The sequence below is a fragment of the Brachybacterium tyrofermentans genome, assembly GCF_014897585.1.
GTDB classification, from domain to species: domain Bacteria; phylum Actinomycetota; class Actinomycetes; order Actinomycetales; family Dermabacteraceae; genus Brachybacterium; species Brachybacterium tyrofermentans.
The window spans coordinates 21,870-47,833 of record NZ_JABUXW010000007.1; the positions used below are offsets into that span (position 1 = coordinate 21,870).

Sequence of the window (25,964 nt, forward strand, 5' to 3'; positions counted from 1 at the left end):
GCCCGTTGCCGCCCTGAGCGGTCAGATCGTGTCCCCATTCCGGGAGGATTCCCATGAGCGAGCCACGCGAGGCCGCCCCCATCGCCCCCGGGGGCAGCGCCCCCTCGGAGCAGCCGGAGCTGAAGAAGGCGATCACGCCCAAGCTCCTGCTGCTGTTCATCGTCGGTGACATCCTCGGAACCGGCGTCTACTCGCTGACCGGCAAGGTCGCCGGCGAGGTCGGCGGCGCCGGCTGGGTGCCGATCATCATCGCCTTCGCCGTGGCCATGGTCTCGGCGCTCTCCTATGTGGAGATGGTGACCAAGTATCCGCAGGCCGCCGGTGCGGCGCTGTACGTGCACAAAGCCTTCGGCATCCACTTCCTCACCTTCATGGTGACCTTCGCGGTACTGTCCTCCGGCATCACCTCGGCCTCGACCAGCGCGATCTTCCTCGCGGAGAACGTGCTGAAGGCCTTCGGCCTCGAGGAGTCCCTCGGCGCCTCCGCCGGCGGGGTCGCGACCGGGATCGCCCTGGCCTTCCTGGTGCTCGTCGCCCTGGTCAACCTGCGCGGCGTCGCCGAGTCCGTCAAGGCGAACGTCGTGCTCACCTGCATCGAGCTCACCGGCCTGATGCTGGTGATCGTCGTCGGCTTCTTCACCGTCGCCCGCGGCGAGGCCGACTTCTCGCGCGTGATCCTCTTCGAGACGCAGGACGAGAAGGGCATGTTCATGGCGATCATCGGAGCGACCGCCCTGGCGTTCTTCTCGATGGTCGGCTTCGAGGACTCGGTCAACATGGCCGAGGAGACCGTGGACCCGGTCAAGAACTTCCCGAAGGCGCTCATCGCGGGCCTGTCGATCACCGGCGTGGTCTACGTGCTGATCTCGATCCTCGCGGTCGCCGTGGTGCCGATCGGCCGGCTCACCGAGTCGACCACTCCGCTGCTCGAGGTCGTGAAGGTCGGTGCCCCCGGCATCCCGATCGACACGATCTTCGCGTTCATCTCGATCTTCGCCGTCGCCAACACGGTGCTGATCAACATGATGATGGCCTCGCGTCTGCTCTACGGCATGTCCAAGCAGGGCGTGCTGCCGGGCTTCCTCAAGGGCGTCCTGGCCACGGCCCGCACCCCGTGGGCCGGGATCGTGTTCTCCACCGGACTGGCCTTCGTGCTCGTGCTCACGGTGAAGTTCGTGCTCGCCGAGGAGACCATCCAGGCGCTCGGCGGCACCACCGCCCTGCTGCTGCTGGCCGTGTTCGGGATGGTCAACATCTCGGTGCTCGTGCTGCGCAAGGACAAGGTCGATGCGGACCACTTCCGCACTCCGACGGTGCTGCCCGTGATCGGAGCGATCACCTCGTTCGCCCTGATCACCCCGCTCGCCCAACCTGCGCAGAACTACGTCATCGCCGGCGGCCTGCTCGCCGTGGGCCTCGTGCTCTACGCGATCACCTGGTTCTACAACAGCGCGGTCAAGGCCCGACGCACACGGTTCCGTCATCCCGACGACCTCGGCAAGCCGTGACCTCGCGGCCTCGGCTGCGACGCCAGACACGCCAGACACGCACGGCACGCCAGACACCGACCCGTCCCACGACGCCACACTCCCGGGAGATGCCATGACCACCATCCTGCTGGCCTACGTCCCCAGCGCCACCAGCGAGGCCGCTCTGACGTACGCGATCGAGGAGGCGAGGCGCCGCGATGCGAAGCTCCTCGTGCTCGCCTCCGAGCGCCCGCCGGATCCGCGCAAGGCCCGCGGCGTGACGGACCAGCGCTCGCTGCCCGAGCGTCTGGCGGAGACCGGCCTCGAGCACGAGCTGCGCACCGTGCCCACGCGCGACGACCCGGCCGACGACATCCTCGATGCCGTCGAGTCCGACCCCGTCGACCTGGTGGTGCTCGGCATCCGTCGCCGCACCCCGATCGGCAAGATCCTGCTGGGGTCCACCTCGCAGCGGATCGCGATCGAATCTCCGGTCCCGGTGGTGCTGGTCAAGCCGGACACCTTCGTGCCGCCGACGAGATTCTGACCCTCGAGGCCCCGGCCCACGGGCCACCGGACCCCCGGGCCGCCGGCATTCGGGCCCCCGGCCCCACCGGACCCACCGGGCCCCCCGGGTGCTGAGCCCTCACGACGGCCCCTGGACCTGTTCTGCGGAACAGTCCCAGGGGCCGTCGGCCGTCGTGGAGGACCTCTGCGCGGTGACGGACCCGCGTGCACCGGCCCGGTCCGTCACGCGTTCGCACCCCAGAGTTCACCGGGGTGTCGCCCTCGGGTGGGCCCGTGATCACCTCGCAGGGGCACTGTCGTCATGCCCCTGCTCGTGCCTCGGCCGAGCGACGGATCGACTGCGAAGGATCACCCCATGGCCCTGATCGACATCCCCCTGCTCATGAAGGATGCGGCACGCGGCAAGCGCTCGGCCGTGACCTGCGCTCTCAAGTGCGCGAACCAGTGCGCAGCAGGGCCGTGCAACCACTCGGACAACCCGACGTTCCGCGACATCGCCTCCTCGGCGCTGACCCGTCGTGCCGTCCTCGGAGGCACCGGTGGCGCGCTCGCGATCGCGCTGGGCGGCACCCAGGGTGCGCTCGCCGATCCCGGCAACGGGAACGGCAAGGGTCAGGGCATCGGGAACGGCAAGGGCAACGGCAAGGGCGGCTCGCGGGTCCCGGCCCCGAACGGCACCAAGCTGCTCTTCGAGGCCATCGCCCCGGTCGACTACGAGGTCGACGAGTTCACCGTGCCCGAGGGCTACGCCTGGCACCCGGTCATCCGCTGGGGCGATCCGCTGTTCGACGACGCGCCCGACTTCGACTGGAACGCCCAGAGCGCCGAGGCGCAGAAGCGGCAGTTCGGCTACAACAACGACTACACGGAGATCCAGGAGATCCCGGGCAGCCACGGCAAGCGCGCCGTGATGTTCGTGAACCACGAGTACACGAACGAGAACCTCATGCTCCCGCCGGAGACCGATGAGGACGAGCGCATCGAGATCGGGATGGCCGCCCACGGGCTCACCGTCGTCGAGCTGGAGCGGAAGAACACAAACTTCCCGTACTCCTACGTGCAGGGCGCCGAGCTGAACCGCCGCATCCTGCTGGACACCGAGTTCGAGCTCACCGGCCCCGCGGCCGGCAGCGACCTGGTGAAGACCGTCGAGGACCCCGAGGGCACCACGGTGCTGGGCACCTTCGGCAACTGCTCCGGCGGGCTCACCCCGTGGGGCACGCTGCTCTCGGGCGAGGAGAACTTCCACGGCTACTTCCGCACGCCGGGCACCTCCGACGCGGAGAAGCGCTACGGCCTCGCCGACAAGGCCACCGCCCGGAACTGGGAGTCGAAGCACGACCGCTTCGACTCACGCAACGAGGGCTACGAGAACGAGCCGAACCGCTTCGGCTACATCGTGGAGGTGGACCCCTTCGACCCCACCTCCACCCCGCGCAAGCACACCGCCCTGGGTCGCTTCAAGCACGAGGGCGCGAACGTCATCCTCTCCGAGGACGGCCACGTGGTGGCCTACACCGGTGACGACGAGGTCTTCGACTACCTCTACAAGTTCGTCTCCCACGGCACCTATGTCGAGGGCGACAAGGCGCACAACATGACGCTGCTGACCAGCGGCGACCTGTACGTCGCGAAGTTCTCCGGCAATTCGCCGGCCGCGGAGATCGACGGCTCGGGCGCGGTCCCGGCCGACGGCTCCTTCGACGGCACCGGCGAGTGGCTGCCGCTGCTGGTGGACGGCGAGTCGGCGGTCCCCGGCTTCAGCGCCGAGGAGGTCCTGGTGCACACCCGCCTCGCGGCCGACGCCGTGGGCCCCACCAAGATGGACCGCTGCGAGGACGTCGAGCCCTCGCTGGCCACCCGTCGCGTGTACGTCGCCTGCACCAACAACTCCGGCCGCGGCACGGCGGGGAAGGCTTCGGCCGACGAGGCGAACCCGCGCGCCGAGAACCGTGACGGCCACATCGTGGAGATCGACGAGCAGGGCGACCAGGCCTCGACCACCTTCGCGTGGAACCTGCTGATGGTGTGCGGCGACCCGGCGCAGGGCGACACCACCTACTTCTCCGGCTTCCCGGTGGAGCAGGTCTCGCCGATCTCCTGCCCCGACAACCTGGCGTTCGACGCGGTGGGCAACCTCTGGATCTCCACCGACGGCGCTCCCTCGGGCATCGGCTACAACGACGGCCTGTTCCGGGTCACGCTGGATGGCGACTCCCGCGGCCGGGTCGAGCAGTTCCTCTCCGTGCCTCGTGACGGCGAGACCTGCGGCCCGATCATCCGCGACGAGGACCGCAGCGCCTTCGTCTCCGTGCAGCACCCGGGCGAGGACGGCGCATGGGGAGCCCAGCTCTCCTACTTCCCCGACTACGACGAGGTGGGACCCAAGCCCTCCGTGGTCCAGGTGCTGCTCGAGCGCGGCCGGGGCAACAGCAAGGGCTGACACCGGCCGCGTACGCCTGATGCCTCAGGCGATGACGCGGGAGCCCGGTGCCTGCAGGCATCACCGCGAGCACCGACCGACTCCCTCCGCCCCCGTGACCTTCCGCACAGCGCGGAGGGCGCGGGGTCGGAGGGAGTCTTATTTCTTGTCGCGCGTGCGCGCGAGGTCGCAGGGACACCTGCGCAGCAGACGGGGTTTGGCCGCTCGCGGATCGTCGCTAGAATCCGTATATGCCCCGCCATGACGCCACCGCCCCTTCCACGTCGGGGCGCTGACGATGTCGGTGCTGTGGACGGTGCTGATACTGGTCGCGACGGTGGCGATCACTCCGGTCCTCGACCGTGCTCTCGGCCGCTCCGCCTGCTGGATCCTCGCCGGCCTGTATCTGCTCGCGGCCGCAGCTCTCGTCCCGGCGTCCCAGGCCGTCCTCGCCGGAGAGACCCGGCCGGCAGTCACCACGTTCTCGATCCCGTGGGCTGCGCAGTGGGATATCGATCTTGCACTGCGCGCAGATGGAATCGGGATCGTGTTCGCGATGATCGCCCTGGTCATCGGTGCCGTGGTGCTCGCGTACTCGGCCCGCTACCTGGAGCCGGGCAGGCAGCTGAGCTTCTCCCTGGTGATGGCGCTGTTCACCCTGTCGATGGTCGCGCTGGTGCTCGCCGATGACCTCGTGCTGCTCTTCGTGACCTGGGAGCTGACCTCGATCGCCTCCTTCCTCCTCATCGCCCGCTCCGGGCGCGGAGGACAGGCCGCCTCGATGCGCACCTTGCTGATCACGTTCCTGGGCGGCCTCTCCCTGCTGATCGCGGTCTCGCTGATGATCCTGCGCCTGGGCACCTCCTCGGTGACCGAGGTGCTCGCCGCGGACGTCTGGTCCGAGGACCCCGCGTTCGCCACGCTCGTCGGGCTGCTGATCGCCGTTGCCGCCTGCACGAAGTCCGCCCAGTTCCCGTTCCACGTGTGGCTGCCCGATGCGATGGCCGCGGCGACGCCGGTCTCGGCGTACCTCCATGCGGCCGCTGTCGTGAAGGCAGGCATCTTCCTGCTGCTCCGATTCAGCCCGGCCTTCCATGACGTCATCGCCTGGAACGTCCTGCTCATCACGGCCGGCCTGGTCACCGCCTTCGTGGGCGGCTTCCTCGCGCTCCAGCAGCGCGACCTCAAGAAGCTCATGGCCTACTCGACGGTCAGCCAGCTGGGACTGATCGTCACCCTCATCGGCGTGGGCACGGAGGCGGCGATCCTGGCTGCGGTGCTGCACACCATCGCCCACGCGCTGTTCAAGTCCGGCCTGTTCATGATGGTCGGAGTGATCGACCATGCTGTCCATACGCGCGAGCTGCGGCGCATGCCGGCTCTCGCACGGGCGCTGCCCGGCAGCTTCGTGGTGACGCTGCTGGGCTGCATGTCCATGGCAGGGCTGCCCCCGATGCTCGGCTTCGTCTCCAAGGAGGCGCTCCTGACCGGGGCATTGGACCTCGGTGGGGCTCCGGCGATGGGCTGGGTGGTCGCACTCGGTATCGCGGGCGCCAGCGTGCTCACCTTCGCGTACTGCGCGAAGATCGTGCTCGGCGTCTTCATCGACGGCCGGGACGAGGCCGCGCTGGCGCGACTCGACGCCGAGGCGACATCAGGAGACCCGGCCGCAGCAGAGGCCATGACCAGATCGACGGACCCGACCGGGGCCGTCCGCGAGGCGCACAACGCCCACCGCCCCGCTCCGCTGCTGCTCTGGCCTGCCGCCCTGCCGATCCTCGCGGGGCTCCCGCTGGCTCTCGTCGTGGGCGTGCTGGACACCCCGGTCGCCCGGGCGATGGACGCGGCGCTCGGCGGGGAGCACCATCCGCATCTCGCGCTCTGGCACGGCGTCACGCCGGAACTGGCGATCACGGTCGGCGTGATCGTCCTCGGCACCCTGTTCGCGCTCGGACGCCGCAGGCTGCTCCCGACCCTGGAGGCGAATCCGTTCCCCGTCGACGGGGCGCGGATCCTGGGAGCGGTGGACCGCCTGGCCAGGCGCTTCGCCCTGCTGCTCGTCAGGCCTATCGCGAGTGACGACCCGATGCGGCATCTCGCCGCGATCCTGGCAGCATTCTGCGTCGTGATGCTGGCGGCCTTCGTCGCCCTCGTCGGGGATCTCCCCGCGCTGACGCCAGGGCTCACCGTCCCCTTCGACGTCGTGCTCTTCGTACTCATCCTCGTGGCGGTCGTGGTGGTCTGCACGCGGCGGGACCGCCTCGGCGCGGCGGTCGCCCTCTCCGCGGTGGGCATTCTCGCGACGGTGCAGATCCTCGTCCTGGGAGCGCCCGACGTCGCCCTGACCCAGCTGCTCGTGGAGTCGCTGACGATCATCATCATCATGCTCGTGCTGCAGAGGCTCCCGCGGCGTTTCGATCCCCCCGGGCGTGCCCCGCGCCGCGGAGCGCTGTTCCTGGCCGTGGGCGTCGGGCTCGCCGCCGGTGCCGGCATGTACCTGTTCATGGGTCGACGCGAGCGCAGCGACGTCGCCGAGTACTACATCGCGCACGCCGAGGAGATCACCGGCGGCCACAACATCGTCAACGTCATCCTGGTGGAGTTCCGTGCCCTGGACACGCTCGGCGAGCTGTCCGTGCTCGGCATGGCAGGCGTCGCGATCGTCGCCGTGCTCTCCAGCGTGCGACACATGTTCATCGACCCCGACGGCGAGACCGGCAGCGAGGACGGCACCGACGCCGACAGGGCGCCGGCACTGCGCGGCGAGGGGACCTCGGCCGATCGGGCGATCAACAGCGCCTGGGGCAATTCCGCCGCGCTGCAGCTGATGGTGCGGGTGACCGCCCCGATCCTCGCGCTCCTCTCGATCATGCTCTTCCTGCGCGGGCACAACGAGCCGGGCGGCGGATTCATCGCCGCGCTCGTCGGGTCCGCGATCGTCGCGCTGATGTATCTGTCCACGTCGACGGATCGACAGATCGGCCCGCTCAGGCTCCCCCTGTTCCTCATCGGAGGGGGCATTGCGGTGGCTCTCGGCGCCGGCGCCCTCGGGTTCCTGAAGGGTGGCTTCCTCGAGCCGTTGCACGGACACCTGCTGGGTGCCCACGTGTCCACCTCGATGATCTTCGACCTGGGCGTGTACCTCGCGGTGCTGGGCCTGGTCATGGTCGCGGTGAACCTGCTGGGGGCCGGCGCCTCCACCGGGTCCGCCACGCCGGGCGAGAGCACTCGTGAGCGGACCGATGAGGCGGTCGAGGGCGAGCTGCCCGGGCCGTTGGACACCACTCGCGGAGAAGAGGTCGTCCGTCGGCGCCGAGTCGGTGTCGGCACCTCGCACCTGACGACCGGAACGAAGCCGAAGGAGGGCGGTCGCCGATGATCCTCAGCCTGACTGTTGCCGTCCTCGTCGCCGGCGGCGTGTACCTGCTGCTCCAGCGGAGCATGGTGCGCGCGGTGTTCGGGATGACGCTGATCAGCCACGCCGCGAACTTCGTGCTCCTGGCGACCGGAGTGCCGGGATGGCGTGCCGAGCCGCTCACCGACGTCTCCTCGCGCGCCGACATGGCGGACCCGCTCCCGCAGGCCTTCGTGCTGACCGCGATCGTCATCACCATGGCGGTCACCATCTTCATGCTGACTCTCGCTGTGATCGGCCGGGACGACGACATGTCCCAGCACCCGGCGACCGGGGAGAACCCTGACTCATGATTCCCACCGTTCCCCCCTCCCTCCTGCCGATCTTCGTCGTGGCCCCGCTGCTCGGGGCGGCTGTCCTGCTGCTCGTGCGCCGCCGGGCGGTCGACACCGCGGTGCTGATCGGCGTGCCGATCGCCGTCGGCCTCGGCGCGCTCTGGCTGCTGGCCTGGCATCGCACCGAACCGGTGATCTCCCACGCCGTCGGCGGATTCTCCGACGTGCTCGCCATCCCCTTCGTGTCCGACACGCTCAGTGCGGTGATGCTGCTGGTCACCGCGGTCGCGACGCTCGCCGCGAGCATCTTCCTGGTGCTGACCGGGGAGTCGCGGTATCGCTTCCTGCCGCCCTTGGTGCTGCTGCTGAGCGCCGGGGTCAACGGCGCACTCCTCACCGGCGACCTCTTCAACCTGTTCGTCTGGGTCGAGGTCATGCTGATGCCTTCCTATGCGCTGATCGCCGTGACCGGCAGCTGGCGACGCCTCGGCATCGGCCGACTCTTCGTGCTGGTCAACCTGCTCACCTCGACGGTGCTGCTGATCGGCGTCGGGTTCGTCTACGGCACCGCGGGCACGGTGAACCTGGCCTCGCTCGCCGGCGCCGGGAGCGAGGACCCGGCGACCGCGGCGGCCCTGGCCGTCGTGCTCCTCTCCCTCGCCGTGAAGGCGGGCATGGTGCCCGTGCATTCGTGGCTGCCGCGGGCGTACCCCGGCACCTCTGCCGGGATCATGGCGCTGTTCTCCGCCCTGCACACCAAGGTCGCGCTGTACGCGATGTACCGCATCGTCGCGGTGACCTTCTCGGACGGGCTGCCGTTCTTGGCGGTGCTCGCGGTGCTGGTGCTCGTGACGATCCTGGTGGGCGCCTTCTCGACGGCGAGCGCCCGGCGGGTGCGGACGGCGATGGGCCACCAGATGGTCTCCGGCGTGGGACACATCCTCCTCGGCCTGGTGCTGTTCACCCAGCTCTCCGTCACGGCCGGAATCCTCTATCTCGTCCACCACGTGATCACGATGTCGGCTCTGCTGCTGACCACCGGCGCGATCGAGCACACCTACGGATCCGGTCGCCTGGACCGGATCTCAGGGCTCGCGCGCCGGGATCCCTGGGTGGTCGGGGTCCTCGCGCTCGGGCTGTTCAGCCTCGTCGGCCTGCCGCCCACCTCCGGTCTATGGGGCAAGGTGGGGCTGCTGCGGGCCTCCGCCGAGCAGGTGACGATCGGGGGGTCGATGCTCGGGTGGGCGGCGATCCTCGCGGTGATCGTCGCGTCGGTGGGGTCGCTGCTCGGCCTGCAGCGCATGTGGCGAGGTATCGCATGGGGCGAGGACATGACCACCTATCGCCCTGACGACCCGCGCGTCGGGCGCGGCGATCCCCTCCCGCTCCCGGACGAGGTCCGGGTGCCGTGGCGCCTGGCGATGCCGGGTGCGGCGATGATGGCGCTGTCGCTCGCGATGTTCGTGGGCATCGGCCTGGTGCTGCCGACGATCGACACCGCCGCGACCGACCTGCTGGACGTCGATGCCTATGTGGAGGCGGTGATCGGACGATGAGGCGCCTCGGGTACATGGCCTCCTATGCCCTGTGGATCTTCGGGGAGATCCTCAAGGGATCTCTCCAGATGGCCAAGGGCGTCTACAGCAGGCGGACCCTGAGCTCCCCGGCGATCGTCGAGTATCCGCTGCGGGCCACCACGGACATCGAGATCATCACGATGTCCTCCTCGATCACGATCACGCCGGGCACCTTGGTCGTCGGGATCGCCCACGGCACCCGCGAGGAGCGTTCGAGCCTGTTCGTCCACGCCCTGTTCGCCGAGTCGCGGGAGCAGGTCCTCGCCGATCTGGGCGAGATGGAGGAGCGGCTGCTGAGGGCGACGCGGGGAGCAGACGGGGCGGACGCCGCCCTGAATACGCGCCGGGGCGGGCTCGGCGACGAGCGGTTCGTGGACGGCCGCGTCGCTCGGTCCCTGCATGAGCACGGCCGGGACGGTCATCGGCCCGGCCCCACCACCGCTGAGGAGGAGGAGTCATGAGCGTGATCCTGTGGGTGACCGTCGCTCTGCTCGGCGCGGCGATCCTGGTGGGTCTCTTCCGGGTGGCCACTGCACCGGACGCCGCCAGCCGGGCCGTCGTCGGCGACCTCGTGTTCTTCTCCGGTGTCGGACTGATCGTCCTGGTGGGCCTTCTGAAGGCCTCCGCCGCCGCGGTCGACGCCGCACTGATCGCCTCCGTGCTGGGCATCCTGGCCACCGTGGCCCTGGCACGGATTCTCACCAGGGGGCGCCGATGATCGCCGTGCTCGATATCGCGGTGAGCATCCTCATCGCCGTGCTCCTGCTGGGCGGCGCGTTCTGGATGCTCACCGCCGCGCTGTCGATGTTCCATGCGCGCGACTCCTTGAGCCGCATCAACGTGCTCTCGCCGGCCACCGGCCTGGGACTGCCGATGATCGTCATGGGGGCCTTCCTGGAGCATGCCCGGGTCGACGGATTCGATCCAGCGCTGCTGCTCAAGTCCGTCGTCACGGTGCTCGCGCTGATCATCGTGTCGTCGGTCGCCTCGAACGTGCTCGCGCGGGCTGCGTATCTCTCCGGGTCCCCGGTGGATCCGCGGACAGCGCCTCAGGACCTCGCGCGGGCTCCGGGGGAGGGCGAGCAGGTGCCGCACAGCGACGATCGCTGAGGATCCTCACGGTGTGCGGGGCGTCCGCCGCGCGGTACTTACCAATCGGTTACAACAGATTCCTCTCCACTCGTGACGTGCTGACCTGCGTCGATGAGGCGCTCGACGGAGCGCTCGAGGGGGCGTCCGGTGGTGACGCGTCGAGAAACTGCATAGCGTGACCGCGTTTACGACGGCGTGCGCCGCTGGGTCGAAGGACGGATCCGTCGTGCACGCTCGCAGTCCGATGGTCTCCTGCCGTCGGCCGCTCCTGACCTCGTGGGTGCTCTCGCCGCGTCATCGGGAGCGCCGCCACGACGTGCCCCCGGCACGTGCGCGAAGAACGGGAAGTCCCCTGTGACGACATCGACCACCCCTGATCCCACGCCCTCCGAGGGCACTGTCCCCGAGGTCTCTGGCTCCGAGGGCACCGCCTTCGAGGACCTCCCTCCCCGCCGCACCATCCGCCAGGCCGTCGCGGCCTCCGCGATGGGCAATGCCACCGAGTGGTACGACTACGGCGCCTACGCCGTGGTCGCCACCTACATCGCGGCGCACTTCTTCCCCTCGGGCTCCGAGGGCCTCTTCTGGACCTACGCCTTCCTGGCGATCTCCTTCATCGCCCGTCCCTTCGGCGGGTTCATCTGGGGGCCGCTCGGCGACCGTCTGGGCCGCAAGCACGTGCTCGCGCTGACGATCATCCTGATGTCTGCGGCGACCTTCCTCATCGGCGTGCTGCCCACCTACGAGCAGGTGGGCATCCTCGCCCCGATCCTGCTCGCGGTGCTGCGCCTGGTCCAGGGCTTCTCCACCGGCGGCGAGTACGGCGGCGCGGCGACCTTCATGGCCGAGTACGCCCCGGACAAGCGCCGCGGCCTCTACGGCAGCTTCCTCGAGTTCGGCACCCTGGGCGGCTTCGCCCTGGGCACCGTGGTGGTGCTGATCCTGCAGCTGGCCATCGGTGAGGACGCCATGGCGGCGTGGGGCTGGCGCGTGCCCTTCTTCATCGCCGCCCCGTTGGGCCTGATCGGCCTCTACCTGCGGTCCAAGCTCGACGAGACCCCGGTGTTCCAGGACCTGGAGGAGGCCGGCGAGTCCGAGGAGAGCGCGACCGGCGGTCTGCGCGACCTGATCGTGAAGTACTGGCGCCCGATCCTGGTCATGGCCGGCCTCGTGATCCCGCTGAACATCGCGAACTACACGCTGCTGACCTACATGCCCGGCTATCTCGAGACCAAGATCCACCTCACCTCGAACGAGTCGCTGATGGTGATCCTGGTCGGCGAGGTCGCGATGATGGCGGTGATCCCGTTCTGCGGATCCCTGTCGGATCGGATCGGCCGCAAGAAGATGTGGTGGTTCTCGATGGTCGGCCTGTTCGTCATGGCGCTGCCGATGTACATGCTGATGGGACAGAGCTTCGGTCTCGCGATCGTGGGCTTCGCGGTGCTCGGCCTGCTGTACATCCCGCAGCTGTCCACGATCTCGGCGACCTTCCCGGCGATGTTCCCGGCCCATGTGCGCTTCGCAGGCTTCGCCGTCACCTACAACGTGTTCACCTCGATCTTCGGCGGCACGGCCGCGCCGCTGAACGAGGCGGTCGTGGAGTCCACCGGGTTCCTCGAGTTCCCCGCGGTGTACGTGATGATCGGCTGCGTGGTCGGCATGATCGCCCTGATGTTCCTCAAGGAGACCGCCGGTGCATCGCTGAGCGGCACCGACATCCCCGAGTCCGAGCCCGATGACTACGGCATCGACGTCATGCTCGCGGAGGACAAGGCTCTCGACGACGCCGGTCGCTGAGCCGGCAGGTCTGCAGATCCACGTGAACTGGCTGAACCGGCTGGACCAGCTGGACCGGCTGGACTGCCGACCCGCATGACCTGCTGAGCCTGCTGACGGGCGCGGTGCGAGACTGGTCGTCATGTCTCCCACCGCGCCCGTTCTGCGTCGCTTCCTCCAGCTCGACGTCTTCGCCGATCGTCCCCAGCGCGGCAATCCGCTGGCCGTCGTGCTCGATGCCGACGACCTGAGCGACGCAGACATGCAGCGCGTGGCGCGCTGGACCAACCTGTCGGAGACCACCTTCCTGCTGGCGCCGACCACGCAGGAGGCCGACTACCGGGTGCGGATCTTCACCCCGTCGGGCGAGCTCCCCTTCGCCGGGCATCCCACGCTCGGCACCGCGCGAGCCTGGCTGTGGGCAGGCGGCGAGCCAACCGGTGAGCAGATCATCCAGGAATGCGCGGCCGGGCTCATCACGGTGCGCCGTGACGGGGACCGGCTCGCCTTCGCCGCTCCGCCGCTGCGCCGCAGCGGTCCTCTCGAGGAGGCCGACGTCATCGGACTCGCGTCGGCGCTCGGGGTGCCCCGCTCCTCGGTGCTCGCACACGCCTGGGCCGACAACGGGCCGGGTTGGAGGGTGCTCGAGCTGGAATCGGCCCAGCAGGTCCTGTCGCTGGCCCCGGACCTGGCAGGGATGGCGGACGCGAAGCTCGGGGTCGTGGGGCGCCACGATCCCGCCGGCACTGATCCCGCCGACACGCATGCCGCCGGCACAGATCCCGCCCGTGCCGATCCGCTCTACGAGGTCCGCGCCTTCACGCTCGGCGGCATCGAGGACCCCGTCACCGGCAGCCTGAACGCGGGCATCGCCCAGTGGCTGGTGGGCCGCGAGCCGATGCCTGCACGGTGGACCGCGGCGCAGGGCACCGTGCTGGAGCGCGAAGGACGCATCGATGTGCAGGTCGAGGCGGATGGGCCGATCTGGATCGGTGGCGCCACCGTGCTCACCGTGGAGGGATCGATCCTGGTCTGAGCCGCCGCGGAGCTCAGGGACCGCTCGGCGGGGCCAGCTGCTCCATCGCCCGGCAGATCGTCGCGTGCACCTCGCTCTCGCCCTCCTGCGCGGCGGTCTCGGGGTCCCACTCCAGGGGCGGGGCATCGGCATCCTCCGGCCCGTACAGCCACCACACGTTGTGCCACGGGTCCTGGAACCGCGCGATCGTCGAGCCGTAGAACGGGGAGACCTCCGTGATGATCCGTGAGCCCGCGGCGAGGGCGCGTCGCAGCACCTCGTGAGGATCCTCGACGTTGACCTGGAGGAGCGCCGGGGTGAAGGGCCAGCCGGGCTTGGAGTCGACGACCATGAGGCACGAATCGCCGATCCGCGCCTCGGAGTGGATCAGGAGGCCATCGGTATCCACAGCGTGGGCCTCGGGCGTCTCGACGGCGTCGAGCACCGCGCCGAGGAACTCGAGGAAACCGCGGGCCCCGCCGGGACCGGTCACGGCGGCGAAGGCGTTGAGGCTGCCGTAGCCGCCGGTCAGACGTGAGATCGGAGTGATCAGGGAGGAGTTCTGTGACGTCATGGCTCGAGCATCTCCGGCCGTGCGGACAGGGCCTGTCCGCGAACGGGTGCGGCCCGGTGGGCGTCGGCCGTCCACATCCGCAGATGTCGGAGCGCTCGCATGTCTACCCTGTCCTCATGGTGACGACGCTTCCGTACGGGTCCTGGCCCTCGCCCATCTCCGCCGAGCTGCTCGCCACCGGCGGCACCCGGCTCGGCGCTCCGCAGCTGGTGGGCGATGCCGTGTGGTGGACCGAGGGCATCGCGACGGAGGGCGGTCGCCTCGCGATCGTGCGCTCCGCGGGCCCCGTCGCCCTGCCCTCCGTCGACGACGGGCCGGCCCCGATGGACGGTCCATCGACCGATCCCGTGACCGTGCTGCCCGCGCCGTTCAACGCGCGGTCCCGGGTGCACGAGTACGGCGGCACGAGCTGGACGGCCGTACCCGGCGCCGAGGCCTCTGCCTCTCCCGGCGGTGCGGGGGACACTGCCTCTCCGGGCGGTGCCGAGACGTCTGCCTCTCCGGGCGGCGCCGGGGATCCACCCCTGGTCGTCTTCGTGAACTTCGAGGACCAGCGGGTCCATGCGTTCCACGAGGGGGAGCAGCCGCGCCCGCTCTCGCCAGTCGGCCCCGAGGTCGCCAGCGCGCAGGGACCCTCCCTGCGCTGGGCAGATCCCACGCCGGTCCGCCTCGCCGACGGCACCGACGAGGTCTGGTGGGTCTGCGAGGACCACACCGGTGGGGAGCAGGGCCCGCGGTCCGGGGCCGACGGTGCACCGCACATCGAGCGCTATATCGCCGCCGTCCCCCTGGACGGCTCGGCCGCCGAGGACCCGTCGGCGATTCGCCGGGTGACGCCGGCGTCCCGCTTCGTCGCCCATCCGCGGGTCAGCCCCGACGCCTCCCAGATCGCGTGGATCAGCTGGGAGCACCCGAGGATGCCGTGGGACGGCACCGAGCTCCACGTCGCCCCGCTGCTGGGCGGCAGCGCCGGGGAGGGCCGGATCGTCCTCGGCGACGCCGAGACCTCCGTGCTGCAGCCCGAATGGCTCGACGACCAGCGCCTGCTCGCGATCTCCGACGCGTCGGGCTGGTGGAATCCCTGGGTGTGGACGACCGACGACGGCGCCCAGCAGGTCCTCGAGCTCGACCAGGAGTTCGCCGGGTCGATGTGGTCGCTCGGCACGACCTGGTTCCAGGTGCTCGATGCCGACACGGTTCTGGTGCGTTACGGACGCGCCGCGGACGGCCTCGGGATCCTGCGGATCGGCACCGGCGACCTGCAGCCCCTGGACTGCCCGCTCACCTCGATCGCCGGCATGCAGCTGCGCGGGGACGGGCTGCTGGTGCTCGCCGGCTCCTCGCCGACGCAGTTCGCCGCGATCGGCGTCGCGCGGCTGGACCTGGCGCGGGGAGCGTCCGCTGTCCCGACGGATGCTGCGGCCGCTGCTCGGCCTGCCGTTCCGGCTGCTGCGTCGCCGGCCGATCCGTCGGCCGCCGCTCGGCCGGCCGCTCCGGCCGCCGCTCAGCCTGCCGCTCCGGCTGCTGCGTCGCCGGCCGATCCGTCGGCTGCCGCTCGGCCGGCCGCTCCGGCCGATGCGTCGCCGGCCGACCCATCGGCTGTGCTCTCCCCGCTCACGCTGGTGCGTTCCTCCCGCTCCGACGCGCCCGATCCGGCCGTGCTGCCCACGAGCGAGAGCATCGAGGTGCCGCTGCGGAACGACCCTGACGGCGGCGTGGTCCACGCGATCGTCCATCGTCCCCACCAGGAGGGTCTGGCCGGTCGTGAGGGAGATCTGCCACCCTTCATCGCACGGGTGCACGGCGGCCCCACCGGGCACGTCTCCCCGGTGCTGCATCTGCCCACCGCGTACTACACCTCCCGCGGGCTCGGGGTGGTCGACGTGAACTACGGCGGCTCGACCGGCTACGGCCGCGCCTACCGCAACCGGCTGCGCGGCCAGTGGGGCGTGGTCGACGTGGAGGACACCGTCGCCGTCATGGAGCACCTGGTCGCGGAGGGCATCGCCGATCCGGGACGGATCGCGATCGAGGGCGGCAGCGCCGGAGGGTGGACCACGCTGGCCTGCCTCACCCGCACCAACACCTTCGCCGCGGGCGCCTCGAGCTTCGGCGTCGCCGAGCTCGAGAAGTTCCGCCTGGACACCCACGACTTCGAATCGCGCTACATCGACGGTCTCGTCGGCCCGTACCCGGAGCGGAAGGATCTCTACGTCGAGCGCGCCCCGCTGCATCACGTCGACGAGCTCGAGGTGCCGGTGCTCCTGCTCCAGGGCGACGAGGACCGCATCGTGCCGCCCAGCCAGTCCGAGCTGTTCCGCGATGCGCTCGCCGCCAAGGGCATCCCGCACGCCTATCTCCTGTTCGAGGGCGAGCAGCATGGGTTCCGCAAGGCCTCCTCGATCATCCGCGCGGCGGAGGCGACCCTGTCGTTCTACGGGCAGGTGCTGGGCTTCAGCCCGCCCTGCGTGCCCGTGCTCGAGCTGGAGCGAGGCTGAGATGACCACCGTCCCGCAGCAGGGCGTCCAGGGTCAGCCACCCGTGACCCCGGCGATCGCGCTGGTCGTGATCGCCGGGGTGCTGGGGATCGGCGGCCTGCTGGTCCAGCTCGCCGCCGTCCTGCTGCCCCTGGCCCCCTTCGAGGATCCTGAGCTCGCGGCCTCGATGGTCCTCGGTGGGCTCCTGCTCGTCGGCGGCCTGATCTCCCTGGGGCTCGGGCTCGCGCTGCTGATCCTGTCGATCCTGGTGGTGGTCCGCGGGCGCGGGCTCCTGCGTCGTGGCGGGATCGTGCTGATCGTGGCCTGGGCGCTCGGTGTCACCGTCAACGTCACCGCGGGCGGCGACCCGGCATCGATGTCGGACGGCATGGCCGGTCTGGTGCAGGTGGTCACCATCCTGGGGATCGTCATGGGGCTGCTCCGCGCCACGCTCCTGCTGGTGGGGGCGGGGATCCTGGTGTACGGAATCACTGCTCTGCGCCGGGGGAGGGCGGGGCTCCCCTCCCGCTGACCGGGCGAGACTCCCGACCCGCCGACCGGGCGTGACGCTTGCCACACCACGGCGCCCGTCGATAGCGTGGCCGACGGCCCGCGCCGCACCTCGTCGGCTGCGGGTGACCCTGATGCGAAGGAGCTTCATGGACCACCGGATCACTCGTCGGACCGGACTGACGGCCACCGCCCTGGCCGCGACGACCGCCGCCGTCGGCCTCCCCACCGCGGCCTTCGCCGCCGGCGACCCCGCCCCGTACAAGAGACGTCCCGCCGCGAAGTCCGCCCGCTCCGCCCCGAGCTGGCGTCACGGCGAACCGCATCGCCACCCCTGGGACCGTCGTGGATCCGGGAAGACCCTGCGCGAGGCCCAGCCAGGTGCCGTGGGTCTGGACGCCGAGACGCTCGAGGAGCTGCCCGGCATCATCCGCGCCGGGCTCGAGTTCGATCCGCCGCGCTTCGCCGGGGCCTCCGTGCTGATCGCCTCGCAGGCCGGGTTCGCCCTCGAGCACGCCGACGGCTACGCGCTGCGCTGGAAGGATGCGAGCGAGGAGCTGCCCGAGGACCAGTGGATCCCTGCGCGCACCGACACGATCTACGATCTCGCCTCGATCTCGAAGATCTTCACGGCGACCGCTGTCATGCAGCTGGTCGAGCAGGGCGAGCTCGCCCTCGACGACACCGTCTCCTCCTACCTGCCGCGCTTCGCGGAGAACGGGAAGGGGCGGGTCACCGTGCAGCAGCTGCTCACGCACGTCGGCGGCCTGCCGGCCTTCATCAACCTCTACTCCGCGTACCCGGATGTGCCCTCGCGCCTGGATGCGGTGCTCACCGTCGCGCCGAAGACCCCCGCGGGCACCGAGTACGTCTACAGCGATCTGGGTCTGATCACCCTCGGTCTGATCGTGGAGAAGCTCTCCGGGCAGACGCTCGACGTGTACGTCCGCGAGCACATCACCGAGCCCCTCGGGATGCACGAGACGATGTACAACCCGCCCGCTGACCTGCGCGAGCGCATCGCCGCGACGGAGTACGTCGAGTACTACGGGTACCTGGTGCACGGGCACGTCCACGACGAGAACGCCTACTCCCTCGGCGGTGTCGCCGGGCACGCGGGAGTCTTCTCCACCGCGCGCGACCTCGCGGTGCTGGGGCAGATGTTCCTGGGCGGCGGACGCTACGGGAGCGCCCGGATCCTCAAGGCCGCGACCGTGCAGGACATGTACACGGACCGCATCGCGGAGATCACCGGGGTGGGCGGCGCACGGCGCGGGCTCGGCCCGGAGCTGGAGGCCTGGTTCTATCACGCGGGCCTCACCAGCCCGTACAGCGGGACGCACACCGGATTCACCGGTACCTCACTGGTGATCGACCCGCTCACCGACACGATCGTCATCATGCTCGCGAACTCGGTGCACCCCACGCGCGAATGGTCGAGCACGTCGGCCACCCGCCGCGAGGTCTCCACCTGCGTGGCTCATGCGCTGGGAATCGTGCCCGAAGGGGTGCGCTCCGGGTGGCGTGCAGGCCAGGAGGACGGCACGACGGCGACGCTGACCGCTGCGGTCGACCTGCCCACGTCAGGCGCGGCGCCGGAGCTGCGGCTGGATCTCTTCGCCCACCTCGAGACCGCGTACGACATGCTCGCCGTCGAGGCCTCGCAGGACCAGGGCTCGACGTGGATCCCGCTCGCCGGCACCCTCGAGGCGAAGCATCAGGAGAGCGTCGCGGTGCCGGACGGTCAGATCACCGGCTGGGGCAGGCGGCAGCAGTGGAGCGGCGTTTTCCCCCTGGTCGACAGCTCGGAATCTGAGGGCTCGGAATCTGAAGGCTCGGGATCAGACAGTTCGGGACCCGGCGGCTCGCCGGTGCTCGCGGGCGAGGTCCAGATCCGTCTGGCGATGACGACGGACACCGCGACCCGCGGGCTCGGTGCCTGGGTGGGACGGATCCGGGTTGCCGACGGGCGCGACACGCTCCTGGACACTGACCGGGCCGCCGACCGCGAGCAGATCGTGGCCGACGGATGGGCCGATGCCGGCTGACCGGTCCATGGCGGGTACCGCTGTCTGATCGTTCTATGGAGTGAGCCGCTGCCTGATCGGCGGCCCCGCGCGCAGGCGACGCGGGGCCGTCGGCAGCGTCGCGCCTGGCCTGGCCTGGCCTGGCCGTGTCGGGCCGTGCCGGGCCGGGCCGGGGTGAGGCCGTTTCGTGTCGTGCCGGGCCGGGCCGGGGTGAGGCCGTTTCGTGTCGTGCCGTGTGGGCTCCGCCCTGGTCAGGCCGCGCGGCCACGGCCTTCCTGGTCGGGCCACGCGGCCACGGCCTTCCTGGTCAGGCCGACGCGGCCACGGCCTTCTCGATGTCATCGGCGATATCCGCGGGCTCGACGTCCGAGGCGTAGCGGCCCAGCACCGTCCCATCGCGTCCCACCAGGAACTTCGTGAAGTTCCAGCCGATGTCCCCGGCGGGGATGTCGCCATGGGAGCCGGTGAGCCACTGGTACAGCGGGTGCGCCCCGTCCCCGTTGACCTCGACCTTCGCGAACATCGGGAACTCGACCCCGAAGTTCACGGAGCAGAACTCGGCGATCTCGGACTCGGTGCCGGGCTCCTGGTGCATGAACTGGTCACAGGGGAAGCCGAGCACCATCAGGCCCTTCTCGTGGAAGCGCGCGTAGAGGTCCTGCAGGCCTGCGTACTGCGGGGTGAAGCCGCACTTGCTGGCGGTGTTGACCACCAGGACGGGGGAGCCGGCGTAGTCGGCGAGGTCCTTCTCGGTGCCGGTGATCGTGGTCGCAGTGAAATCGGCGAGTGTCGTCATGGGTCTCATTGTGGCCCTCGATGCTGGGGAGGAGGAGGGGTTGGGCGCAGGTTCCGATCGCGGCCTCGGTCGAGCCCCGGACTCGGCCCCCTCGATCGGCCCTGCTCGGCCCCCTGCTCGACCCCGGCCCCCTGCTCGGCTACTGCTCGGCCCCGGAGGTGGTGCCGGGCTCGGCTCCGGACAGGGCCCCAGTCTGCGGGCCGCCTTTCCTCCCCACCAGACGTTGTCCACAGAGCATCCCGAAATCAGCGGAGATCCGTGCGAACAATGCAGAATGATGACTGCTTCGCCGGAGTCGTTGCCGTGACCTTTCCTCCCCATGGGGTAGTTTTCCACAATATCCACATCGGAATTGTGGAGAACCTCGTCGCGGATGTCTCCGGCGTTGTCTCTGGGGCCCGCAGATGGACTGAAAACCCAGGTCAGGGTGCTACGGAGCGTAAGCGTGATGGCTGCTCCAGGAGCGAGCTCTTGATCATCACGGGTTGTATCCACATTTTCCTCGACCTGTTTCATCTGTCGGTCGGGCGCGGGATACTGGGGGCATGTCGACGACGCGCAGCAATATCGGTGATGCGGAAGGTTCCTCGAACTCTCCGTGGTCGCTCGATGCTGTGCGAGAGGGAGGCATGGACGGGCTGGCGCAGCTGCTCGGCGACGTCGGCTTCCTCCTCGAAGCGCTCGCGAAGGATCCGGGCGCTCTGTTCGAGACGCAGGGGATGGCGCGCAGCAGCATCACTCACCTCATGGTCTCCGAGCAGGTGATCAGGGGCGCGCAGGATGCCCTCGAAGCCCGCACGGTCGTAGCGCTCGCCGAGGTGACCCGCCGGGATCGTCTGGCGGAGGCGCGGGATGAGGCGGCCCAGGAGGATTCCGCAGTGCGTTCATCGACGATCCTGGACAAGCAGGCCGACGGGCGCACCCGTCGGGACCTGTCCCTGATCGCGCGGTGCTCGCCGTCGGCCGCTGGCAGTTCGCTGGCGTCGGCCCGACGGCTGGTCGACTCGATGCCGAACATGTTGACCGCGATGGCCGAGCGGAAGGTCTCCTCGCGGGCCGCCTACGCCGTTGCGGGCTCGGTGTCGGTGCTCGACGGCGCACAGCTCCGCGAGGTCGATGCGATCCTCGGCGAGCGGCTGCCGTCCCTGGACGGGGCCGGGGTGAGGAGATGGCGAGATGAGGCCACCGCCGCGATGATGGACCTGGACGCCGAAGGGTCGGTTCTGCGGCATCGCCGCGCGCGGAAAGGTCGTGGAGTGACGATCACGCCGGGCGACCACGGCATGGCGGATCTGCACGCCCATCTCCCGGCGATCGATGCCCGCCTGCTGCAGAAACGTCTGTCGCTCGAGGCAGAACGTCGCCGGGCCGAGGGTGGGGATACCGGCCATGGCGCGTTGATGGCGGACGCTCTGGTCGACACCGTCCTGTGCCGAGACGGCGCGATGGATCAGGTGGAGCTGGACCTCGGCGTGATCATCACCGACCGCGCCCTGTTCCGGCCCGATGCCGGCGATCCTGCGCACATCGAGGGGTACGGCCCTGTCCCGCCCGAGGCGGTACGGGAGCAGCTCCGGGCAGCAGTCGCGCCGCCTCGGGCCGCCGATGCCGATCCCCTCGGGGAAGACGGCCCGGTCACTCGCGCCACCATCCGTCGTCTGTTCACGCATCCCACCTCGGGGGAGCTGGTCGCCGTGGAATCCCGTGGCCGCGCCTTCCCGTCTGCCCTGGCGAAGTTCCTCACCTGGCGCGATACGTCGTGCCGTGGTCCGTTCTGCAATGCGCAGTCGCGCCAGAACGACCACATCAAGCCCTACGCGCGGGGCGGCCCAACAAGCCTCGACAACGGCGAGGACGCCTGCGCGCACTGCAACCAGAAGGAGAACGACGCTCTGTCCGTCGAGCGCGTCGACGATTCGGACCATCCGGGTCATCAGGTCGCATGGACCGGTCATTCCGGCGTCACCCGCGTGACCACGCCGACGCCGCTGAGTCGCCCGCCACGCCCATCACCGGTCGGCGCCCAGCCGCCGGACACGATCGACCTGGACACGATCGACCTGGACGCGAATGACCCGGACGAAACTGGCCCGGTCGAAACTGGCATGGATGCGACGTACCGAGACGCGCCCTCCCCGGATGCCTCTGCCGTGGAGCCACCTGCCGAGACCGCGCAAGAGCGTCCGGAAGCGGTTCCGGAGGCCCTCGACCCGGGAGCCGTTCCGGCGCATGGCGCCGGACGGGGCGACGGAAGGCGACGCAGGGCGCAGCGCGAGAGGGCTTGGCGTCTGTTGACGAGCCGCACCCGCCGTCGAGGAAGAACCGCAACGGCACCGGATGCCGTAGAAACGTCAGGAGCTTCAGGAGCTTCAGGACTTCAGGAGCTTCAGGAGCTTCAGGAGCTTCAGGAGCTTCAGGAGCGTCAGGAGCTTCAGGAGCTTCAGGAGCGTCAGGAGCAGGCGTGGAGGCTGACCCGCCCTCACCGGATATCGCGACACAGAGGGGCCCCGCGAAGAACCCAGATGCCGGGAGTGACTGACCGCGTCGTGACCGGGTGGCCGGCTCCTGATCGGGATCGTCGAACCGGGCCCCTCACTCCACGCCGTCGGCATCCAGTCTCAGAGCGGCCTGTGCCGCACCGTCCATGACTCCGGCCTCCTGCACACAGCGAGCGAACAGCCACTGCTTGGCCCGTACCGGATCCAGACCTGTCAGGCCTGCCATCCGTTCCGCGAAGGCGCTCGGCTGCGAGGTCACCCGGTCGGGATCGTTGAGCATGTGCTGCAGCAGGTCGTAATGCGGATCGCCCACATACGGCTTCGGATCGATCAGCACCCACTCCCGTGCCACCCCCTCACCCCGCGCCAGCACGTTGGACGGATGGAAGTCGGTCGCCAGCAGCACCTGATCCCCGCCCCACTCCAACGGCAGGGAACGGAACATGGCCAGTCCTCGGTCCACGACCTCCCGGGGGAGGGAGGAACGCCCGGCCTCCGCGCGGGCCGCCGCTTCATCTGCCCACCAGGCGCACATATGCGACAGCGGGCGGAACTGTGCAGCCTCCGCGGCGGGCAGCACGGCCTCGGGCCGGAACCACAGTCGACGCAGCAGCCCCGCAGTCACGTCGTCCCGTTCCGGCCAGGTCAGCAGGTCGGCGAGGGGCGTCCCGGGGAGCACGTGCTCCATCAGCAGCAACGACGTCTGCCCCTGCAGCTCACTGCGCAGCACCCGGGCGGCGCCGCGTCCCTGCCACGCCGCCATACCGGCCGCTTCGTCCCGAGACTCCTCATGGGCCCACGCGACCTTCAGCACCAGCTCCGCGCCGTCGCGGTCCTGCACCGGCGCGACCCACGCGGCTGACCCTCCGGGAGAGAACGGGGCCGACGCCACCAAGGACCACTCCTCCAGCACCGTCGCGACGATCTGCGGCAGCTCGGCACGCCACGCGATCACCCCGGGATCGTCGTTCGACGCGAGAAGGGGCGGCAGTGCGTACCCGGCGACCAGCGTGCCCGTCGTCGCAGCGTCATCGCCGGTTCCGGTGGTGGACTCGATCATGGAGGTCTCCTTCAGGGGGCATCGCACGGGTCGGACGGGAAGGACGGGTAGGACTGGTAGGGCCGACGGCAGAACCGGCCTGGCAGGGCGGCCCGGCCCGGACGGTTAGCATTCTTGCGTGAAACCGTTCGTACAGATCGCCACCCGCCCCGAAGACGACGTCGCCCTCACCGAGAGGGCCGCCGTGCTCGACTTCACCGGCCTGCGCGAGGACGATCTGATCTGGGCGCGCCTGGACCGTGAGTCGTTCCCGGAGCTCTCTGCGGACGATATCTCCGGCATCATCCTCTGCGGCAGTCCCTTCACGGTCTCGGAGCCCGAGGACGCCAAGTCCGACGCCGAGAAGCACGCTGAGCGCGAGATCTTCCGGGTCCTCGACCAGGTGGTCGCCGAGGACATCCCGTTCCTCGGTGCCTGCTACGGCATCGGGACGCTCGGCACCCACCAGGGCGCCGTCATCGATCGCACCTACGGTGAGCCGCTCGGCGCCGTCGAAGTCACCCTCACCGATGCCGGCCGCGAGGATCCCCTGATCCGCGAAGCGGGCCTGCCGGGTGTGTTCACCGGACTCGTCGGCCACAAGGAAGCGGTGCACACCCTTCCCGACCACGCCACGGCGCTCGCGTCCGGGCGCACCGCACCGGTGCAGATGTTCCGCGTCGGCACCCGCCAGTACGCCACCCAGTTCCACCCCGAGCTGGACATCCCCTCGATCATCGAACGGGCCCGCGCCTACCGCGACCACGGCTACTTCTCACCTGACGAGATGGAGGACATCTTCACCGACCTCCAGAGCGAGCGGGCCGACGAGCCGCCGAAGCTGCTGCGCGCCTTCGCCACCCTCTTCGCCCGCTGATCAGGTGGGCGCACCGCAACCGGGAAATCGCTTCCTCGCGGCACGTCCTCCCCGTGCTGGAGCGCTCACTCCGGTAGCGTCGCGCCCGTGCCCCGATTCACTCCTGAGCAGGTCCGACGCCGACAGCTCGTCGCTGGCGTCCTCGCGCTGACCCTGCTGCTGGTCCTCGGCGGCTGCACCGCCGCGCTCATCGGAGCGATCCGGGGCGACGGCACGGCGAGCGGCGCCACTCAGCGAGAGCCCTTCCAGGCCGACGACGACGCCCTGACCATCGCCACCACCCCCACCGATGCCGCCGCCCTCGAGAACCTCCCCGGCGACATCGAGCTCGGGGCCGACGAGACCATGGGGCTGGACGTGTCCGCCCACCAGGGGGAGATCGACTGGGCGAAGGTCTCCGCCGACGGATTCACCGTCGCGTACATCAAGGCCACCGAGGGCACGGGATACACCGATGCCACGTTCCAGCAGAACTGGGACGGGGCCCGGGCCGCCGGCCTCACCACCGGCGCCTACCACTACTTCACCCTGTGCTCCTCGGGCGCCGAGCAGGCCGCGGACTTCCTCGCGGCGGCCCCGCCGGACGATTCCGCCCTCCCTCCGGCGCTCGATCTCGAGTTCGACGGTGCCTGCGAGGACCGCCCTGACGGGGCTGACGCGCAGACGGAGATCGACGACTTCACCGCTGCCGTGGAGAAGGCCTGGGGCCGCCGTCTGGTCATCTACTCGTCGTCGGACTGGCGTCAGCACTACGGGCTTCCGGTCACCGGCCCCCGCCCCGACTGGCTGTACTCCGAGCACGTCCGGCCCCCGCAGGCCGACTGGGCCGTGTGGCAGGTCCGCTTCGACGGCAAGGTCGCCGGCATCTCCGGCGGAGTGGACATCGACGTCGTGCGCACCGAGCAGGTGCGCCGCGATGCCGAGATCGCCGAGGGCGACGGCGCGATCTCCCACGCCGACGAGGAGTAGCGCGCGTCGGGACGGCGCCGGTGTCAGCTGGGCAGGTCGTGCGTGACCACGCTCTCCTGCGCGAGGGCCTCCGCCGCGTCGTCCAGCACCTCGACCCAGTGCTCGAGCTGGCCCTGCCGCTCGGCCACGCCCAGCAGCCGCTCCTGGTGGATCGTGATCGTGGTGCCCGCAGGCGTCCCGAGTGCGGATGCCTGCAGCGTCACCTCGAACTCCGTCTCATGGTCGAGGGACTCCGGGGTCCACCGTATCCGCACCCGTCGGCCCACATGGCAGCCGATGACCCGGCCGCGCGTCCTGCCGCGATGGCGCAGCGGGGCGCCCACCATCTGCGGGATGGAGTCGACGCCGAGCCACGGCGGGAGCCACTCGGTCAGCAGCCGGTGCCACACCTCCGGGACGGAGGCGGCCACGGTGCGCTCGACGGTGAGTCCCCACCCGGCGTCACGGGTGAGTCCGACGGGGTCATGCCTGGTCCGAGGGTGCATAGAGCCACCGTAGAGCGCCCGATCGGGTCTCTGTCCCCGGGTTCCCGAGACGTTCGTACGACGTTCCCGAGGCGTCCTCGGGTGTTCGCCACCCGGTCGCCGCGACGTCATCCGGCGTGCGGCCGGGCGGTCGCCCAGGC

Annotated in this window: 21 protein-coding genes; 17 read left to right on the forward strand and 4 right to left on the reverse strand. The window is 70.1% G+C overall.

The genetic code is table 11. The features are described from left to right. Positions 1-53 precede the first annotated feature (53 nt). From INT49_RS06410 to INT49_RS06460, 11 genes are all read left to right on the forward strand, one after another. The gene (locus INT49_RS06410) at positions 54-1,508 is read left to right on the forward strand and encodes an APC family permease (RefSeq protein WP_193116894.1); all 1,455 of its coding nucleotides are present in this window, start codon (positions 54-56) and stop codon (positions 1,506-1,508) included. 94 nt (positions 1,509-1,602) lie between these two features. After that, positions 1,603-2,016, forward strand: coding sequence for a universal stress protein (locus INT49_RS06415; protein WP_193116895.1), 414 nt, complete (start codon positions 1,603-1,605; stop codon positions 2,014-2,016). Positions 2,017-2,352: 336 nt separating this feature from the next. Next, positions 2,353-4,440, forward strand: coding sequence for a PhoX family protein (locus INT49_RS06420; protein WP_193116896.1), 2,088 nt, complete (start codon positions 2,353-2,355; stop codon positions 4,438-4,440). A 277-nt stretch (positions 4,441-4,717) separates the two neighbouring features. After that, positions 4,718-7,798: a DUF4040 family protein gene (locus INT49_RS06425; protein WP_193116897.1), complete on the forward strand. Its 3,081-nt coding sequence runs from the start codon at positions 4,718-4,720 to the stop codon at positions 7,796-7,798. Continuing rightward, positions 7,795-8,127, forward strand: coding sequence for a sodium:proton antiporter (locus tag INT49_RS06430; protein WP_193116898.1), 333 nt, complete (start codon positions 7,795-7,797; stop codon positions 8,125-8,127). Before INT49_RS06425 ends, INT49_RS06430 begins: the two co-directional genes overlap by 4 nt. Beyond that, positions 8,124-9,665, forward strand: a complete 1,542-nt coding sequence (locus tag INT49_RS06435) for a proton-conducting transporter transmembrane domain-containing protein (RefSeq protein WP_193116899.1) — start codon at positions 8,124-8,126, stop codon at positions 9,663-9,665. The genes INT49_RS06430 and INT49_RS06435 overlap by 4 nt, the downstream gene beginning before the upstream one ends. Beyond that, complete coding sequence (locus INT49_RS06440; protein WP_193116900.1) at positions 9,662-10,147, forward strand: Na+/H+ antiporter subunit E; 486 nt, start codon at positions 9,662-9,664, stop codon at positions 10,145-10,147. The genes INT49_RS06435 and INT49_RS06440 overlap by 4 nt, the downstream gene beginning before the upstream one ends. After that, positions 10,144-10,404, forward strand: a complete 261-nt coding sequence (locus INT49_RS06445; RefSeq protein ID WP_193116901.1) for a monovalent cation/H+ antiporter complex subunit F — start codon at positions 10,144-10,146, stop codon at positions 10,402-10,404. The genes INT49_RS06440 and INT49_RS06445 overlap by 4 nt, the downstream gene beginning before the upstream one ends. Next, positions 10,401-10,796, forward strand: coding sequence for a cation:proton antiporter (locus INT49_RS06450; RefSeq protein WP_193116902.1), 396 nt, complete (start codon positions 10,401-10,403; stop codon positions 10,794-10,796). The genes INT49_RS06445 and INT49_RS06450 overlap by 4 nt, the downstream gene beginning before the upstream one ends. 336 nt (positions 10,797-11,132) lie before the next feature. Continuing rightward, positions 11,133-12,578: an MFS transporter gene (locus INT49_RS06455; RefSeq protein ID WP_319021534.1), complete on the forward strand. Its 1,446-nt coding sequence runs from the start codon at positions 11,133-11,135 to the stop codon at positions 12,576-12,578. Positions 12,579-12,699: 121 nt separating this feature from the next. After that, entirely contained in the window at positions 12,700-13,593 is an 894-nt protein-coding gene (locus INT49_RS06460; protein ID WP_193116903.1) for a PhzF family phenazine biosynthesis protein, read from the forward strand. A gap of 13 nt (positions 13,594-13,606) precedes the next feature. On the opposite strand, the gene INT49_RS06465 is transcribed toward INT49_RS06460, so the two are convergent. Continuing rightward, a complete protein-coding gene (locus INT49_RS06465) occupies positions 13,607-14,146 on the reverse strand; it encodes a VOC family protein (RefSeq protein WP_193116904.1) in 540 nt (179 codons plus the stop codon). 116 nt (positions 14,147-14,262) lie between these two features. Between INT49_RS06465 and INT49_RS06470 the strand changes: the two genes are divergently transcribed. From INT49_RS06470 to INT49_RS06480, 3 genes are all read left to right on the forward strand, one after another. Beyond that, positions 14,263-16,644, forward strand: a complete 2,382-nt coding sequence (locus INT49_RS06470; RefSeq protein ID WP_193116905.1) for a S9 family peptidase — start codon at positions 14,263-14,265, stop codon at positions 16,642-16,644. Between the two features lies 1 nt (position 16,645). Beyond that, a complete protein-coding gene (locus tag INT49_RS06475) occupies positions 16,646-17,155 on the forward strand; it encodes a hypothetical protein (protein WP_193116906.1) in 510 nt (169 codons plus the stop codon). Positions 17,156-17,282: 127 nt separating this feature from the next. Continuing rightward, entirely contained in the window at positions 17,283-19,181 is a 1,899-nt protein-coding gene (locus INT49_RS06480) for a serine hydrolase (RefSeq protein WP_226849866.1), read from the forward strand. Between the two features lie 286 nt (positions 19,182-19,467). Here INT49_RS06480 and INT49_RS06485 read toward each other — a convergent pair whose 3' ends face one another. Beyond that, positions 19,468-19,956: a glutathione peroxidase gene (locus INT49_RS06485; protein WP_193116908.1), complete on the reverse strand. Its 489-nt coding sequence runs from the start codon at positions 19,954-19,956 to the stop codon at positions 19,468-19,470. 545 nt (positions 19,957-20,501) lie between these two features. Here INT49_RS06485 and INT49_RS06490 point away from each other — a divergent pair. Further along, positions 20,502-22,604, forward strand: a complete 2,103-nt coding sequence (locus INT49_RS06490) for an HNH endonuclease (protein ID WP_193116909.1) — start codon at positions 20,502-20,504, stop codon at positions 22,602-22,604. On the opposite strand, the gene INT49_RS06495 is transcribed toward INT49_RS06490, so the two are convergent. Continuing rightward, a complete protein-coding gene (locus INT49_RS06495; RefSeq protein WP_193116910.1) occupies positions 22,549-23,514 on the reverse strand; it encodes an aminoglycoside phosphotransferase family protein in 966 nt (321 codons plus the stop codon). The two genes, INT49_RS06490 and INT49_RS06495, sit on opposite strands and share 56 nt — an antisense overlap. A gap of 118 nt (positions 23,515-23,632) precedes the next feature. Here INT49_RS06495 and INT49_RS06500 point away from each other — a divergent pair, with 118 nt between their 5' ends. Both INT49_RS06500 and INT49_RS06505 read left to right on the forward strand, forming a co-directional pair. Then, positions 23,633-24,370: a glutamine amidotransferase gene (locus INT49_RS06500; protein ID WP_193116911.1), complete on the forward strand. Its 738-nt coding sequence runs from the start codon at positions 23,633-23,635 to the stop codon at positions 24,368-24,370. 87 nt (positions 24,371-24,457) lie between these two features. Further along, positions 24,458-25,339 (forward strand): glycoside hydrolase family 25 protein, encoded by an 882-nt coding sequence (locus INT49_RS06505; RefSeq protein WP_193116912.1) that lies wholly within the window; start codon positions 24,458-24,460, stop codon positions 25,337-25,339. A 23-nt stretch (positions 25,340-25,362) separates the two neighbouring features. Here INT49_RS06505 and INT49_RS06510 read toward each other — a convergent pair whose 3' ends face one another. Beyond that, complete coding sequence (locus tag INT49_RS06510) at positions 25,363-25,824, reverse strand: SRPBCC family protein (protein ID WP_193116913.1); 462 nt, start codon at positions 25,822-25,824, stop codon at positions 25,363-25,365. Positions 25,825-25,964 lie beyond the last annotated feature (140 nt).